Source organism: Flavobacterium sp. Sr18 (assembly GCF_011064265.1).
Lineage (GTDB): Bacteria > Bacteroidota > Bacteroidia > Flavobacteriales > Flavobacteriaceae > Flavobacterium > Flavobacterium petrolei.
This window is the reverse complement of record NZ_CP049329.1, coordinates 1,096,008-1,112,503: the sequence shown is the minus strand read 5'-3', so window position 1 is coordinate 1,112,503 and position 16,496 is coordinate 1,096,008. Positions and strand designations below refer to the sequence as shown.

Sequence of the window (16,496 nt, the reverse complement as noted above, 5' to 3'; positions counted from 1 at the left end):
TTTCAGTTTTAATGTTTTGTCCAAAAAATAATGTTGAAAAAAATAATAGGGAGAAGGTAAGGAGGCATTTCATAATTGAAGGTGTAAATTCATTTCGATGAATTAAATATACAAAAAAATCCTGAACTCTCATTCAGGATTTTGATATTGTATTAGTTTCCAATTTCTTGAATCGCATCTGATTCGTATATTTTAAAACCTTTATTGTTTGTTTGTGCAATTTTTAAAAGTACTTTGGCTACTGTTTTACCTTCAATGGGTTTGTACTTTTTCAAGTTTCCAAGGAATAAGAAAGAAAGAGTTTTCATGAAAAACGCACCCACTTTTTCTCCGAATCTAAATTCAGTTCGGTTTCCCAAAAGAAGGGAAGGTTGCAATACAGCAACGCTTTCGAAATTACAATCTTTAAGAAAATCTTGAATTTCTCCTTTTGTTTTCAAATAGAAATTTCCAGAATTTGCATCAGCGCTAAGAGAAGAAATAATCAAGTATTTTTGAACTTTATTCTGCAAAGCAAAAGCCGCAAACTGTCGAGGATATTCAAAATCTACTTTTCTAAAATCTTTTTTACTTCCCGCTTTTTTGATTGTTGTACCAATCGTGCAAAAGAAATCATCGCCAACAACTAAATCTTTATAGGTTTCCGGCTTGTCAAAATCAATAACGTGTTGCGTCAATTTTGGATGCTTTATTCCTGTATCTCTTTTTACGAAAGTGATTACTTTATCGTAATGTGAACTTTCCAAAAGTAAATTTAATAATTCTGAGCCTATTAAACCGGTGCTGCCAATAATCAATGCCGTTTTCACAGTTATGATTTTTTATTTTTGCCGAAATTAAATTTCACTTTCTCCACAACTTGAACTTTTGGAGTTCCTTTTGAGAATTGTTTTTTGAACGGTTTCTTAGCAGCAGGTTTCGATTTTGATGGACTTTCATCGCCTCTTGATCTTTCTTCGTCTCTTGGTTTTGCTTTGAATTCTGCTCTTTCCGAAGCTCCTTCTTTTACAGGAATTTGAGCTTTGTGTTTGGCTAAAACATCATTCGGGTTTTTTGGATTTTCTTTCGTTCCACGCAAGTGAATTACCAGTGCATTTAGGAAGTTGCGCAACACTTGGTCACCACATTCCATATAATTTTCATGTTTTTCATCACGGAAAAAAGCACCTAACTCTGATTTAGTGATTCTAAAATCTACTAATTCTAATATTTCAACTATTTGATCGTCACGTAACATTAATGCTACACGAAGTTTTTTAAAGATATCGTTATTTGTCATCATATTCTAATTTTTTACAAAGGTACGGTTTAAAAGCAATTGGACCACAATTTTAGATTCAGAATTGGTTTTGGTTCAGAAGGTGAATTATGGTATCCAAATCTTCTTTTTTATGATTGGCAGTAATTACAATTCTATTTAAATCTTTAGTGTCTGTTGGGTATTTAAAATTGGTTACTATAATTTTATTCGCAGTGAAAATATCATTTATACCTACGATTTTCGGATAAATTAGTGGATAATTGCTGTCAAAATGAATTGCTCTATTTTTAATTAAATGAGTATCTATATACTTTAAATTGTCTTTTAATTTTTGATGCTGTTGCAAATAGATTGATGCCGCATCAGCCATGGTTTGCACAAAGGCTGCATTCATACCGGCACTGGAAACAAAAGTATCGTGAGTTGCAATCTGATTAATAAATTCGGAATCGCTGACAATTACGCCACCTGTCAATCCAAATGCTTTTCCTAATGAAGATACCATGATTTTCCTTTTGATGTTGGGAAGATTAATTGTCGAATAAATTCCGCAACCATTTCTACCCAAAATTCCAAGTGAATGTGATTCGTCGATAACCAAAGTGATTTCTTTATTGGACGGAATAGAATTTAGAATCGTAAAATCGACCGGTTGTACATGAAATGATGGAACCGAATCCGTAAGAATCGTAATTTTTTCAGTTCTATTATCCAACAAACGAGGATTTAATTTTTCTCCGATAAAAACCGGTAAGCTGTTTGGCACTTTGATGGCGGCGTGCGTATCCGGAAAGTGAAAAAATAAATCGGTTTCAGGAGTTAATGTTTCAATAACTAATTTCCCCGCTAGCATGCCAGAAGAAACCGTAAGTGCTGCATTTGCTTTTATGAAATCGGCTAAAAATCGTTCTCCATCTTCATTTGCGCTTAGTTGGATATTGGCACTTCTGGAACTTCCATAAGCTGTTCCCCAGCGCAAAATATTTTTGATAAGCAGTTTTTGAAATTCGGGATGTGTTGGTAAACCTAAATAAGCTGTTCCTCCAAAATAAAGATATTTTTCATTGTCGATTTCAATTGTTCGATCGGGAAATTGGTTGACTTTCATTTAAAATCAAATTAAAGTTACACCGGTTCCGTTTAAGTCAGAATAGTTTATTTTTCCAAAATCGATTGTCACACCGGTCGCAATATCTTCTGCCAAAAGCAATGCTCCGTCCATATCTACATAATCCAGTTGTGGTAATAAATGCGCAATGGCTGATATTCCAACAGTAGATTCGGTCATGCAACCCACCATCGTTTTTAAACCTAAATTTTTAGCTTCCTGAATCATTCGTCTTCCAGGTGTCAGTCCGCCACATTTTACTAACTTCACATTTACACCATGAAAATGATTATGGCATTTGGCTACATCTTCTTCAATAATGCAACTTTCGTCAGCGATAATAGGCAAAACCGAGTGTTTGAAAACTTCCTTGTGTGCTTCCCAATTGTCGGCTTTCATCGGCTGTTCCAAGAATTCTACGCCTAATTTTTTTAACTCGATGGCATTATTTATGGTTTCTTCAACGCCCCAACCGCAATTGGCGTCAATTCTGAAAATAGCATTAGTATGTTTCCGAAGTTCTTTGACAATGGCAATATCTTCTTTGGTTCCCAATTTTATTTTATAAATCGGCCAAGGCAGTTCCTTCATTTTAGCAACCATTTTTTCGATGGATGCAATTCCAATCGTGTAATCTGTCAATGGATTTTTGTCGGTGGTATAATTCCACAATTCATATAATTTCTTTCCTTTTTTGCGTGCATAAAAATCATTGTATGCCATGTCCAAAGCGCATAGCGCAAACATATCGTGTTTTAAATACGAGTGTATTTTTGCCCAGAAATCTTCAGGAGTTTCATTTGTAGTGGTTTCGATTATAGTCCGAATTTTTTCTAAATCCTGCATCATTACCGGAACGGTTGTCTTGTAATACGGATTGGAAGTTGCTTCGCCAAAACCGGAATAACCGTCACTTTTTAATTCCACAATCAAAGAAGGTTGAGAGTCAATCGATTCTCTCGAAATCGTGAACGTATGTTTTAATTTGAGCTCGTATTCTCTTAATATTAGTTCCATTTGAGGTGTAATTTTACTATTTGTTGTATTTATTTGAAATAGGATTTTTTAGAAACCAAGCCATAAAATTGCATCGACAAAACCGTCTCGCCATAGTTTTTCATTGTGCTTTCCGTCTTTTACAATTGTTTTTTTATTTAAATTAAGGCAGTAACATCGATTAGAATTCAGTAAATATTCCATTTTGTTCAAATCCGAAACCATATCGTCACTTTCAGCATCGCCACACATAAAATATATTTTAGATTTTATCTTTTTGGATTTTTCTGTCAGCATGTAGATGTCTTTGGTAAACCAAAACGAAGGCGAAAAAACACCTGCTTTTCCAAAAATTGTGGGGTATTTTAAAACCGCATAATAGGAAGTCAAACCTCCCAATGAGCTTCCCATGATTATAGTATTTTTCTTTTTGGTTTTTGTTCGATAGGTTTTGTCAATGTGTGGTTTTAATGTTTTTACGATAAATTCTAAATAACTGTCCGCTTTACCACCACCATATTTTTCATTTTTAAAAGGCGTTAATTCATCGATTCGTTTGTCATTTCCATGTTCGATTCCTACTACAATAACCTGTGCTTTTAGACTGTCCAGTTTTTCATCCACATTCCATTCACCTGAATAGGATGTTTTAGCATCAAATAAATTTTGCGCATCATGCATATAAATTACGGAGAATTTCTTTTTTGAAGTTAAATAATTTTCGGGCAAATAAATCCAAATTTTCTTTGTGGTTTGAAGTTGCGGCGCTTCAATAGTAAAAGTAGAAACTTGTTTGGAATCCGTGCTCTTCTTTGTCTCTTCGCCTTGAGCCGTAATTTTTACGATGGTAAAAAAGAAGAGAAGGAGTAGGAACTTTAGTCGATTCATTATTAGTTTTTGTGTTTTGATTTAAAAACAATATTTTAGCTAAAAATAATAATTTGATGAATACATTCGAAGAAAAGAGGAGTTTACTTTTAGAGATGATTACTTTTTCTACCGTTGACGGGCATTTGCATAAAAGAGAATATGAATTTTTGGTAATTGTAGCCAAAGAATTGAGTTTTGATCTTGATGTTTTCAATGATTTTTTTCATCAGGAATTACCTTTATTGCCTATTAAATCTGAATTTCAACGGGTGCAGCAATTTTATAGATTGGCTCTATTGATGTATTGTGACGGAGTTTTACATGAAAAAGAAGGTGTTGCAATCCAACAAATAGCACTTGAAATGGGACTTAATCCCGTAGCTACAAAACGAATTCTTAAGCTGATGAATGAAGCGCCTAATGCAATTATTGATGCTGAAATTTTACTCAATGTTTTTCAGGAGCAACATAATTAAATGTTCGTTTTTGAGGAAATTATTCGTTAACTTATGATTTCTATTGATTTAGTTACCTTTTGAATGACATTTTTACACCAAAAACAGTCTGTAAATCAGGAGCATTATCCAGTCTAAGATCTTCTCTTAGAGACACAAAATAGGAAAATTGCTTAACAGAGTGGGTACAAATAAAATTCCATCCTTCCAGATTTTTATACAAGTGTGAGAAAGTTTGTTGCCAATGCGTTTTAATTCTTTCTCCAGTTAAAATGATATGGTCAAAATCTTTCTTCTTGTTGTAGGATGTCTGAAAAGCATAATTGATTCCGTACGAAATCGAGTGGTTCTTTCTAAGTTTTCTTTTGTAATCAATAAGCCCGTCAAAACTATACAGAAAAGTTTGATTGCTTATGTTTACTCTGTCGCCAAACTGAATAAATCGTTGTCTCAATGCGCCGGCACTTACGCCAATACTTAAAATATTTTTGTCTCTCACAACAATCTTTTTTATTACCGATGAAGAAATTCCGATGTCAGCCACTGGATTATATTTCGAAATATTGATTCCTAAATGAGTTCCGAAATTCAAGTATATTTTATGGCTTTTGTTCATTTCTATTTGCGGATAGTAAAAATAATTTATCTCAATTCCCGGAAGACGGAAGTCGCCATTATTCATTGTGATGAAATTATTATTTTCGTCTTGATAAGAAATTTCCGCTTGGTTTAAACCATAATAGCGTCTTGAGAAAGGATCTTCTCCACCGGCAATAGTACTGTGAAACCACTCAATAGATTCATCAGACGTAAACACTGAAAAGGGATATTTTCCTTTGTCTAATGAATACGCACGAACGCCGAAATTAAGTTCATGATTCAGAGATAAGGGTAAGGAAAACATGAATTTGTAAGATCGGATCACTCCGTCGGCGATGAATTCTTTGGTTTGTGCAGGAACAGTATTAAGGTTAAATTTAAATTCTCGGTCATGCCAAGGAAAATTAGCAGCGTATTCCCGATCTGTTGGGTTTGTTAATTCGTATGATTTTACATAAGGCAACATCACATTTCCACTTGAAACGTCTAATGAAAAGGAAAATTTTTCAGGTGAGCGAACTTTGAAATTATGGTTTATTCGCGAAATGTAAATTCCCAGCGGGTGATTGGACAGCAGATTTGGTTTTATGATATCGGAATTGTTTTCTATTTCAAAACTCACGATATCCTCGTTTGAAGATTGCGCTGAGGCCAATGAAATTAATCCGAATAAAACAAAAATGAGTAAGCGATATTTCATTTGAATGCGTGAATTTTCAAGAAACAATCAGAAAATAATTACACTCAAATTTAAAGAACTTTACTGGATTTAAAAGTTTTTACACCAAAAAAATGAATTCAAAAGTCATTTAAAATCAAAAAATATTTTGTGTTGACTTGAAGATTTCATTTAAAAAAAAATTAGGTCAGTTGGCCTTGCAGTCTTTTAATATCATCTCGTAATTTGGCGGCTTGCATAAAATCCAATTCTTTTGCCGCTTTCTCCATTGATTTGCGTTTTTCCCGAATGAGTTTTTCAATTTCAGGTTTTGGTAAATACAGATTTTCAGGTTCTGCAGCAGTGTCTAACGTTAAGCCTAACTCATAATCGACCAAAGGATTTTTAGTAAAGGCACTCTCTATTTTTTTGTTTAATGCTTGTGGAGTCTGGTTGTTTTCGGTGTTATAATTGATTTGTTTGGTTCTGCGATAGTTGGTTTCATCAATGGTTTTTTGCATGCTCGCCGTAATTTTATCAGCATACATAATCGCTTTTCCGTTCAGGTTTCTTGCTGCACGACCAATTGTTTGCGTAAGCGAACGATGGCTTCGTAAAAAACCTTCTTTGTCGGCATCTAAAATGGCCACCAAAGAAACTTCGGGTAAATCCAATCCTTCACGAAGTAAATTGACACCAATCAACACATCAAAAATTCCTTTTCGCAAATCTTGCATGATTTCTATTCGTTCCAAAGTATCCACTTCAGAATGGATATAGCGACAACGAATATTAACTTTGGTTAAATATTTGGCTAATTCTTCCGCCATTCTTTTGGTTAAAGTTGTCACTAAAACACGCTCATCAATTTCGGCCCGAACTTGAATTTCTTCAATTAAATCATCGATTTGATTTAAACTTGGTCGGATTTCAATGATAGGATCCAGTAATCCTGTTGGACGAATTACTTGTTCCACAACAACGCCTTCCGTTTTTTGCAATTCGTAATCCGCTGGTGTTGCCGAAACATAAATTACCTGATTTTGCATCGCTTCAAATTCTTCAAACTTCAAAGGACGATTGTCCATTGCAGCGGGAAGTCGGAAACCATATTCAACTAAATTTTCTTTACGGCTTCGGTCTCCGCCATACATCGCACTAACTTGCGAAAGTGTTACGTGACTTTCGTCTACCACCATTAAATAATCTTTAGGGAAATAATCGAGTAAACAGAAAGGTCTGGTTCCAGGCAAACGACCATCCAGATAACGGGAATAATTTTCAATTCCGGAGCAGTAACCAAGTTCACGAATCATCTCCAAATCAAAATTGGTTCGTTCTTCCAGTCGTTTTGCTTCGAGATGTTTTCCAATTTCCTTGAAATAATCGACTTGTTTTACTAAATCCTGTTGGATTTCCCAAATGGCACCTTGCAAGACATCTGGAGAAGTCACGAACATGTTGGCGGGATAAATCGTCAGCTTGTCAAATTTTTCAAGAACCTGGGAATTCTTGGTGTCAAAACTTTCAATTTCTTCTATTTCATCGCCAAAGAAATGAACTCTGTAGGCTTCATCCGCATAACTTGGATAGACATCTACAGTATCACCTTTTATCCTGAAACTTCCTGGATTAAAATCGGCTTCCGTTCTGGAATATAAACTTTGCACCAATTGATGCAATAATTTGGTACGAGAAATGATTTGTCCTTTTTCAATTGGAATTAAGTTTTTCTGAAATTCGATAGGGTTTCCAATACCGTACAAACAAGAAACAGATGCTACTACCAAAATATCTCTTCGTCCGGAAAGCAACGAAGCAGTGGTTGACATTCGCATTTTTTCCAGTTCTTCATTGATGGATAAATCCTTTTCAATGAAAACGCCAGTTACGGGCATAAACGCTTCGGGCTGGTAATAATCGTAGTACGAAACAAAATATTCCACGGCATTATTGGGGAAAAACTGTTTGAATTCCGAGTATAATTGTGCTGCCAACGTTTTGTTGTGTGCCAAAACTAAGGTTGGTCTTTGTACTTCCTGAATCACATTGGCCACCGTAAATGTTTTTCCAGATCCGGTAACTCCTAAAAGTGTTTGGAATTTATCACCATCAATAATCCCTTGAGTCAATTTTTCAATTGCTTGTGGTTGGTCGCCTTTCGGTTGGTAATCGGATACTACTTGAAAATTCATTTGTATTAAGGGGCAAAGATTTAGAGTTGCAAAGGTACAACGTTTGGATTCTTTTTTTTCTAAAGTTTAAGCCAAAAAAAAACCACCCTGATGTGACAGGATGGTTTCATTTTACAAATAATAATTCTTAGAAACTGAAGCTTAATCGAGCAAAAACGAAACGACCGTTTTGACCAAATTGGGATACGTTTCTGGAATATACAAATTGATTTGCATTTGACAAATCGATTGTCGCTGGAGCAGCGGTGTAATCAATAGCCCCTGAAACTAATCTAGGTCTGATTGCAGTTTGTGTTCCAAGATTTGCATCAGGATAAATATCAAAAATATTATTGGCACCAATAACAATTTTGGCAGCTTCGGTAATTTTGAAACCAACAGATAAATCAGTTATAATTTTTGCTCCCCAGATTGGGTGCTCAACTTCAACTGCTTGTCCATTTACAATAATACCTTCAACTCTTCCGTCTCCATTGACATCAGCTGTATTTGGATCTGTAACTTTACCAAAATAAACATTTCTCAAGAAGAAATCGAATTTTTTATATGTTACAGAATTGGTTAAATTAGCTTTTATTCTTGGAATTGCTTCTTGTAAATATACTCTACTAGCTTCAGAATAATATCTGTTTATCTGACCTGCAGCTTCTAACACTGGTGAAGCGTTAATTTCTCCTACTCGGTAAGTATTAGAAAAAGTTCCTGATAAATCTGTTTTCAAAGAAACGTTGTTTCCAAAACTTGTTTTATGACTTATTACAACATCAATTCCTTTTGATTCTGTGTTAATTGCGTTTGCAAAGAAAGTAGCTGCAGTTGCGCCAGCTGTATCAAATAATCCATTCAAAATTGCATTTGGAGTTCCTGCTGCAGGAGTTCCGCCTGGTCTTGAAAACTGATCTGTAAGCACCACTCTGTCATCAATTTTAACAATATAAGCATCTGCTGTTAAAGTTAAATTAGCCGTTGGAATTTTAGCAGTAAATCCAATACTGGCACTTTGAGATTCCTCTTGTTTCAATTTAGGAATTCCTAATAATTGTGCTGCTTGCGAATCATTACTGAAAGTTCCAACTTCAAAAGGTACACCACCTACAAATTGTGTAGCGGTTGAATTAAAATAGATTTGGTGTAATGATGGCGCTCTGAATCCAGTTGAAACTGCGCCACGTAAGTTGATATTATCCGTTATTTTATAACGGGAAGCTATTTTAAAATTAGTTGTGTTTCCAAAATCAGAATAGTTTTCAAAACGAACCGCTCCGTTAACTAACCATTTATCCGTAACGTCTAATTCTAAATCCGTATAAATTGCTACACTGTTACGATCTTTGTCAATTGCATTTGCAGGTCTGAAACCTGGAAAAACTTGCGAGCCATTTGGTCTTGCTGCACCATAAAAATCAGTAACTTTTATGTTTGCTGGAGTAGTTCCAGTAACTACACCTCCATTAATATCATATAAATTATAGGATTCTGGTTGACCCGCATTGATGGAGAAGTTCTCATGACGGTATTCTGCTCCAAAAGCAACGTTCAAACCTTCTAAAACATCAAATTTTCTGTTCATGTCAAAGTTTGTTGTGTTTTGGGCGAAAGCCAAACCACCAGCGTCAAATTCAGTAGGAGAATTTTCTCTTAAAGAAGCATTTACTGTATTTTCAACACCATAATCAAAAGCATTTCTTCCGAAAGTATTACTTAAATCAAAATTCCAGTTTTCGAAGATAAGACCTCTTAAACCAGCTGCCACAGAGACATCGTTAATTGTAGAATGTATTTCCGGTAAAAATCCGTTTTGATATAATCCTGTATATGATCTGGCTTGATTTGGTCTTCTGTAGAAACCTGCAGCTTCTCCATCCCTAAAACTTGTTCCCCCGAAGGCATAAGCTTCTAATTTATCATTAATTGGGTAAGCAGCATTCAAGAAGAATTGGGCACTTTTTAAAGAAGATTGTCCCACTCTCATATTGAAATTTTTTCTTTCAAGACTTCTAAACGCTAATTCGCCTGCTGTAGCATCAAAATTTAATGCTGTTTGCATTTGAGAAATAGTAGTGGCGCCAAGTATTGCAGTTTGCTGTGCACCTGTAAAATAAGATACACCTGGAGCATACTGTTTTATTGTAGTAAGGATTTGAGCTGTATTTGGTGTATTTGAAATATTTCCAAAAAGTCCATTGATATTAGTCCCTGCCTCAGCTGCTCTTTGCTCTACTGCATTGTAGGCGTTAAATAAAGTTCCTGTAACTTCTTTTGCTCTGCTAGTTGCATCTCTAAGTTGCAAGCTAGCGGTTGCGTTAATAAAACTTTTTTCTTTACCAAGGCTTGTTCCGTAATTTAAATCCAATTGGTAATTTCCACCATCAAAACCGCCATCATGGTCGTTAGCGCCTTTTGAAAGATTTCCTCCACCAAAAATGTTAACGTCTAATTTGTTCGTGTTCTTCTTAACATTAATATTGATTACACCAGCAATAGCATCTGAACCATATTGCGCGGAAGCTCCGTCTCTCAAGACTTCGATTTTTTCGATTGCAAAAGCTGGAATAGCATTTAAATCCGTTCCTACTGATCCTCTACCCGGAGATCCATTAATATTTACCAATGAAGAAGTATGTCTTCTTTTTCCATTTATTAAAACCAATACTTGATCCGGTCCTAAACCTCTTAACTGCGCCGGGTCAATGTGATCTGTTCCATCAGCAACTGTTTGCGTATTTGAGGTAAACGATGGGGCAACCATGTTTAAAATCTGATTTAAGTTAACTTGTGCTCCCTGAGAAGCAATTTCTTTCATAGAAATCACATCAATAGGCACTGCAGATTCTGTTACGGTTCTGGTTGGATTGCGGGAACCAATTACGACAACATCTTGAAGTGTTTCACCACTTCCCGTTAAAGTAACATTTAATGTTGTTCCTGTTACAGCAACCGATTTAGTCTCTAAACCAACATAAGAGAATTGTAAAACGTCACCAATTTCAGCACTTATGCTATAAGTTCCATCGATATCAGTAGTGGTACCTTTCGTAGTTCCTTTTACGAGAATCGTTACGCCGGGTAAAGTTGCTTTCGATTCATCAGTCACTACACCTGAGACTTTAATTGTCTGAGCTGTTATACCTGCTGAAAAAATTAACGTAAGAATAAATAATAGTTTTTTCATTTTGGTTGTTTAAAGTTAGAACCGTAAAAATACTACTTAATTAACGTTAATTTTTTTTTAGTTGTTGTAATGTTCGATAAATAACAAATAAGCTAAATTTTATCTATAATTTTAATCAATCGTAATATTTTAAATTATTTTCTACAAAAATTTAAAAATATTGCTCTATTGTAAAGGCTTCTATTGGTTTTTTTTAGAACAAATAGTTTCTCAGGCAGAGTATAAATCATAGTTTCCCAATCTTTTTGTTTCTTTTATTGAAGTTAAAAGACTTTTTAGATGTTAATTCATCAAAAAAAAAATCAATATATCTATCTCGTTTTTTGATGTTTTAATCTTTCTTAAGTTAGAGAAGATAAGGAAAATTAAATCATTAAAGTATTCATTTATCAGCTTATTGCTGATAAATGAATACTTTAATGACAAATGGTACATATCTAAATTTTGCCGAAATATCTTACTTTTTAGCTCCAAAAATAGTTGAGTCGGTTTCAAGTGTTCATTTAATTTAGAGTTATCGTTTTTTACCTGTTTTTAAAGTGTTTTTGGAATGATCATATATGAGTTTGGTTATTACCACTAATTTATTTTAAAGATTTTGAGCATATAATTGAAAAAGAATAAACTTGAAGGGTTTAATCTGCTTTAAAAAAATAAACTTGTTACAAAAGCAACTCAAATTGAGCTGCTTTATCTTTCCAAAATTCAAATTAAAACTAAAAATTCTTATCTATAATTTTGTTTCGTTAAAAAAAAGAAGATTACTAACACTACTACTATAATCAGCATCTTATAAATTGATGCTTGAAATAGAGTTGTATTATTGAGTTTATCTTCCCTTCTTTCCTTTATAAGATTAAAAATCACTATGGGAATAATTATTGTTATTAAGAAATACATAAAATATCTCGCATATTCATTTCCATATACTTCTGATATGGCTAGATGTGTCAAGAGACCTAAAAAGATAGCAATATTTCCTGGTGTAATGTGCTTTTTTATCATATTTTTATAAGTATTAAGATTAATTTATTCTTTCAACAAATTTACCATTAGAATCCGTTTTTCAACAACTATTACATTACAGTTGTGCTATTCGGTTTAGTAATACAAGCAATATCAAAAATGTAGAAAGTAAATGAAAACTATTCCATCCGTCACTTTTTTGCTTTTTTTTAGTTGTTTTTTTTATATAATTGATCCATAAATACGCACTAAAAAGTAATGCTAACGCGCAGAAGCAAATGGTTATCATATTCCAATTCATACTATTATTTTTTTTAGATTGATTTAAAAGTAAAGTTTAATCCAAGTACGTAGTTACCAAACATAAAAAAAGCAGGCTAATTTTTATAGAGCCTGCTTTATTGAAAAAATTATTATAATTTATTGAAACGCGTAAGTAGTTAATCTAAAATTACTAGATGCGCTTGTGAAAGTATAAATAGTATTAGAAAAAGCGATTTTAAATAATTCTCTTTTTACATACAATCCTTTAGTATCTAGAAGTTCTTTATCTATATTTTTCAAAAGTGTAGGTTCAGCGATAATTGCGCCTAAATTATTTTCCCAAGATACATGATTTAATATCATCGTTTTATTTACTGGATCTTCCGTTACTGTCACATTATGATATATAGTTGTTTTACCTCCGTTAAATCTATATTCAATATAACTACCAAAAGCTGGGTTATTGAAAGTAAATTGAACTCTACTAAGTTTTTGAGTAGAAGATAATTGTGCATTTACTTGGTTTAAGAGCGTATTACATAATAATGAATTAGATGGAGCAGTTGCTAAATTTGCCGCAATGTAAGCAAACGCAGTTGCAGGATTTCCTTTACCTTCTATAAGAATTTTATAATCATCAGTTAATACCAATGGTTTATTGCTATACTTGATGGAGGCAGTTACGCCTGCCGTTCCAGTAGCATTAAAATTACCAGTTGTTGCATCGTACGTGAACTCAGAAAGTTTTTGTGTTCCAACTTTTACAGCGGGGCTTACTATAATTCCGGTAGGCGTGTAAGCGATTCCCATGTTGTAGCTTACACTTGAACCAGTTTCTATTGAATTAGCAATTGCAAATCTACTAGGTTGAGTAAAATTAAAATCAAATTGACTGATTTTAGCGCCATCATTAGTTTCTAATAATCGAAATAAGGGTCTTGTTGATGCTCCAACTACATTAGGGATCATTGCTCTATTTAGAGCCAAGTTTGTCCAGTCTTGAGCGGTTGCTTTTACAAAACGCAGTTCCTCGAAACTTCTATTGGTTTTAAAAATGATTTGTCCATTGTCTTGTCCGTAATACAAAAATTGGAAGTCGCCTTTATATCCTTTTCCACGTAAAGAGGCAACTGGAAAATTATTTGAATCCGATAAAAGATGTATTTTGTTTTTTGTTGTAAAAACAAGACTTACAGTACTCCCTAGTTCAATACCGTATTCACTTTTATATATTGCTGTATCATTATCAAAGTCTGAGGCCATATCCACTGAGCCACTTTTAAACTTGAATAAGTGGGTAAAGCCACCTAATTGGGTAGTGTCTGTAAAATAAACTGCTTTCCATCCAAATTCAGATGATTCTAATAAATCATTCAGTTCTTTTTTTTGCGCATTTAATCTTTCTGTAGGCGTTTGATCAAAAATGGGATCTACATCTTCCTTGTTGTCACATGAAGCCAATTGCATTGCTAATACTGCAATGAATAGGTATTTGAGTATGTTTTTTAATTTCATGATATTTAATTTATTTTAAATATGAATTATAGAATATTTTTTTTAAAATAATTATTCCTTTAGTTAATTAGCCATTAATCACTGCTAAAGTATTTTTTTCAGCTTGATCTCTAAGTTTATAAAAATCAATGTTATAAGCATCTTTAAAATATTTCACTATGACAGCTTCCTTTGCCTTTATGTCAGCTTTTGCTTTTACACTTGTTATTCCTGCTAAGATAGCATCGTATTCAGCTTTTGAATTTACTAACATAGTAGAGGCCATTTCTGCAAAATCTTCATTTATGTTTGATCTGGCATAATCAGTAATAAAACCTTCCTCTCTTGCTACTGTTGTTGAAGTAGCATACCAGTTTGATGTGTATCCAGTAGGAGTTATTTTTGATAATGTTTTTTCATCAAAAGGTTTATATTGATTCAGGATATGAATGTATTCATGTTGAATAGTATGAACAAAACGTTTTACATTATCGCGATTTTTTTTATCTACTAAATCCGTTTCAAATAAAGTAATTCTTTGACCACCTTCTGCTAAACCAAGTGTAATTGTCCCAGTAGTATTTAAATTTCGACCACCAACCAGTACAAATTCTCTTGGTGCTATTTTTTTAACAAAATCAGCACCTGCGATAGTTGAATAACTTTGCAACCAAATTTTTTGTACAATTTCAAGTGCAGGTTGTACTTGAGCTTGTATGGGCGGATATAAAAAACGATTGTTGTCTACCACATTTTGGTCCCATTTGTATTGTACTTTAATATTGTACGTGTTTACATAGTTAGTTTCAATCCATTTGTCTAATGTAGACATAGCAGGTATTGAAACGTCTAACTGGCTTTCTTTTAAGGCTTCTTCGCCCGAACATGCGCCTAATAATACTATCGCAGAGAAAAGGATTATTTTCTTGTATTGAGTTTTTAATTTCATATTGTTGACCTTATAGATTAATTAATTAACGAGGGTTTTTTTCTAAACCTGTGTTAGAAACATGTAATGGAATTTGTATTGCCTTACGTTTGTCATCTTTCAACAAAACATTATCTGGTTGGTTATACGATTTGTGTGTGATTTTCAAAGCAAAACGTTTAATATCAATCCATCTCAAACCTTCATGTATAAATTCTCTTCTTCGTAGTTCAGCTATAGCTTTAATATAAGATTTTTGTACAGAAGTCAAATTGTAGAAAGGAGTGTATTCATCATCTACAGCTGGATATTTAGTGACTATTTTTAATTCTGTAACTTTATCAGTAGATGCATTATAGGCTTTGATACGTTTTGAGATAAAATATTCTAATTCCTCATTAGCGGTAGCTATTTGATTTGTCATCACGTGGGCTTCGATTCTATTTAAATAGTATTCATCATTACTTAGCAATACTATTGCATCATAAGGCTGTCCTATTCCCGCATTAGCATTAGTAATTCTAAAATATTCAGTAAATTTAGGAACAAAAATTGTTATTTGACCATTGTACGATAATGGTCTGTATAACCATTCTTTATTGAATAAATTAGCGCCATTTCCAAACAATATATCTCTATCTGCACCAGTTAATTGGAATCTATTAGAATAAAAACTTCTAGAGTATACAGATGATACTGAAGCTATTAATAGGTTTGTAGATTCACTTTCTTGCGAGTATTTTCTTTGACCAGTATTAAAATCTACATCTAGATAGGATTGATAATCTCTTAATTGCCCTTCTGGCTTGTTTCCTAACTCATCAGATACTTCAATAACTTTATTCCAATCTCCTTTTATCAAATAAAATCGGCTAGCAAAAGCTTTTGCAGCTGCTTTATTAAAATGAAATTTAGGTAACTTGTAGTCGCTGTTAACATATTTTAGTCCTTCTTCAAGATCTTTTTCAATAAAATTAAAAACTTCTGCAACAGTATTACGAGTGTATTTCTTAACAAGAACCTCTTCTGGCTCTAGTACATATGGAATACCTAAATCAGTCGTAGCAGTTGAAGGATTATATCTTTGCGACCAAAAACTAACTAACATAAAGTGTGAATATGCTCTAGCCAATAAAGCTTCTCCTTTTTGAGGATTTAAGTTGGCTGGATTTCCTAGTTTATTGATTGCGTCTAAAGCTTGGTTAGCATGCGCAATTGCCGAATAACATGCGTCCCAGTAATCAGAAGGAGAATCCTGTTGGATATCTTCTTGCATTTCCCAGTTATAGTTTTGACTATTTTTATTTGTAGTCAGTGTAAGATCCCCACTATCAAAAACATTGTCAGTCATTGTTTCTGCAAACTCCATATAGTTTGCATTTGGATAGGCATTTACCAGTAGTTCAGAAATTTTTTCTGGAGTATCAAGTTGGGTTCTGTTGTCAGGAATCTCCGAAAGGAAATCGTCACAACTGCTGCTAACTGTAAGTACAATTAGTAATAAAGTGGTTATTTTAAAAGTTCTCATA

12 protein-coding genes are annotated in these 16,496 nt (G+C 33.6%); 1 reads left to right on the top strand and 11 read right to left on the bottom strand.

Annotated features, from left to right (window positions below):
- Nucleotides 1–152: 152 nt before the first annotated feature.
- Genes G7A72_RS04985 through G7A72_RS04965 form a run of 5 tightly spaced genes read right to left on the bottom strand, consistent with a single transcriptional unit; the run spans nt 153 to nt 4,253 of the window.
- A complete protein-coding gene (locus G7A72_RS04985) occupies nt 153–809 on the bottom strand; it encodes an NAD(P)H-binding protein (protein WP_165151669.1) in 657 nt (218 codons plus the stop codon).
- A 2-nt stretch (nt 810–811) separates the two neighbouring features.
- Entirely contained in the window at nt 812–1,279 is a 468-nt protein-coding gene (locus tag G7A72_RS04980; protein WP_091166569.1) for a DUF1456 family protein, read from the bottom strand.
- 58 nt (nt 1,280–1,337) lie between these two features.
- A complete protein-coding gene (locus G7A72_RS04975) occupies nt 1,338–2,369 on the bottom strand; it encodes an aminotransferase class I/II-fold pyridoxal phosphate-dependent enzyme (protein ID WP_165151668.1) in 1,032 nt (343 codons plus the stop codon).
- Nucleotides 2,370–2,375: 6 nt separating this feature from the next.
- Entirely contained in the window at nt 2,376–3,386 is a 1,011-nt protein-coding gene (locus G7A72_RS04970; protein WP_165151667.1) for a dipeptide epimerase, read from the bottom strand.
- A gap of 48 nt (nt 3,387–3,434) precedes the next feature.
- Nucleotides 3,435–4,253 (bottom strand): alpha/beta hydrolase, encoded by an 819-nt coding sequence (locus G7A72_RS04965; RefSeq protein WP_165151666.1) that lies wholly within the window; start codon nt 4,251–4,253, stop codon nt 3,435–3,437.
- A 56-nt stretch (nt 4,254–4,309) separates the two neighbouring features.
- Here G7A72_RS04965 and G7A72_RS04960 point away from each other — a divergent pair, with 56 nt between their 5' ends.
- The gene (locus G7A72_RS04960) at nt 4,310–4,711 is read left to right on the top strand and encodes an excinuclease ABC subunit B (protein WP_165151665.1); all 402 of its coding nucleotides are present in this window, start codon (nt 4,310–4,312) and stop codon (nt 4,709–4,711) included.
- A gap of 52 nt (nt 4,712–4,763) precedes the next feature.
- Here the strand turns inward: G7A72_RS04960 and G7A72_RS04955 are convergent, their stop codons facing one another.
- The 6 genes from G7A72_RS04955 to G7A72_RS04930 form a co-directional block, all read right to left on the bottom strand.
- The gene (locus G7A72_RS04955) at nt 4,764–5,990 is read right to left on the bottom strand and encodes a hypothetical protein (RefSeq protein WP_165151664.1); all 1,227 of its coding nucleotides are present in this window, start codon (nt 5,988–5,990) and stop codon (nt 4,764–4,766) included.
- A gap of 161 nt (nt 5,991–6,151) precedes the next feature.
- Nucleotides 6,152–8,143, bottom strand: a complete 1,992-nt coding sequence (gene uvrB, locus G7A72_RS04950; protein WP_113667061.1) for an excinuclease ABC subunit UvrB — start codon at nt 8,141–8,143, stop codon at nt 6,152–6,154.
- A 127-nt stretch (nt 8,144–8,270) separates the two neighbouring features.
- On the bottom strand, nt 8,271–11,315 hold the full coding sequence (locus tag G7A72_RS04945; protein ID WP_165151663.1) for a TonB-dependent receptor domain-containing protein: 3,045 nt from the start codon (nt 11,313–11,315) through the stop codon (nt 8,271–8,273).
- A 1,386-nt stretch (nt 11,316–12,701) separates the two neighbouring features.
- A complete protein-coding gene (locus G7A72_RS04940) occupies nt 12,702–14,060 on the bottom strand; it encodes a DUF4302 domain-containing protein (RefSeq protein WP_113667064.1) in 1,359 nt (452 codons plus the stop codon).
- Nucleotides 14,061–14,127: 67 nt separating this feature from the next.
- Entirely contained in the window at nt 14,128–14,988 is an 861-nt protein-coding gene (locus G7A72_RS04935; RefSeq protein WP_165151662.1) for a putative zinc-binding metallopeptidase, read from the bottom strand.
- Nucleotides 14,989–15,013: 25 nt separating this feature from the next.
- Nucleotides 15,014–16,495 (bottom strand): RagB/SusD family nutrient uptake outer membrane protein, encoded by a 1,482-nt coding sequence (locus G7A72_RS04930; RefSeq protein WP_113667066.1) that lies wholly within the window; start codon nt 16,493–16,495, stop codon nt 15,014–15,016.
- Between the last annotated feature and the right edge of the window lies 1 nt (nt 16,496).

Bases quoted from the DNA above. Each gene is read 5' to 3' on its own strand.
- G7A72_RS04980 (WP_091166569.1), bottom strand. From the start codon at position 1,279: ATGACAAATAACGATATCTTTAAAAAACTTCGTGTAGCATTAATGTTA.
- G7A72_RS04975 (WP_165151668.1), bottom strand. From the start codon at position 2,369: ATGAAAGTCAACCAATTTCCCGATCGAACAATTGAAATCGACAATGAA.
- G7A72_RS04970 (WP_165151667.1), bottom strand. From the start codon at position 3,386: ATGGAACTAATATTAAGAGAATACGAGCTCAAATTAAAACATACGTTC.
- G7A72_RS04965 (WP_165151666.1), bottom strand. From the start codon at position 4,253: ATGAATCGACTAAAGTTCCTACTCCTTCTCTTCTTTTTTACCATCGTA.
- G7A72_RS04960 (WP_165151665.1), top strand. From the start codon at position 4,310: ATGAATACATTCGAAGAAAAGAGGAGTTTACTTTTAGAGATGATTACT.
- G7A72_RS04955 (WP_165151664.1), bottom strand. From the start codon at position 5,990: ATGAAATATCGCTTACTCATTTTTGTTTTATTCGGATTAATTTCATTG.
- uvrB (WP_113667061.1), bottom strand. From the start codon at position 8,143: ATGAATTTTCAAGTAGTATCCGATTACCAACCGAAAGGCGACCAACCA.
- G7A72_RS04945 (WP_165151663.1), bottom strand. From the start codon at position 11,315: ATGAAAAAACTATTATTTATTCTTACGTTAATTTTTTCAGCAGGTATA.
- G7A72_RS04940 (WP_113667064.1), bottom strand. From the start codon at position 14,060: ATGAAATTAAAAAACATACTCAAATACCTATTCATTGCAGTATTAGCA.
- G7A72_RS04935 (WP_165151662.1), bottom strand. From the start codon at position 14,988: ATGAAATTAAAAACTCAATACAAGAAAATAATCCTTTTCTCTGCGATA.
- G7A72_RS04930 (WP_113667066.1), bottom strand. From the start codon at position 16,495: ATGAGAACTTTTAAAATAACCACTTTATTACTAATTGTACTTACAGTT.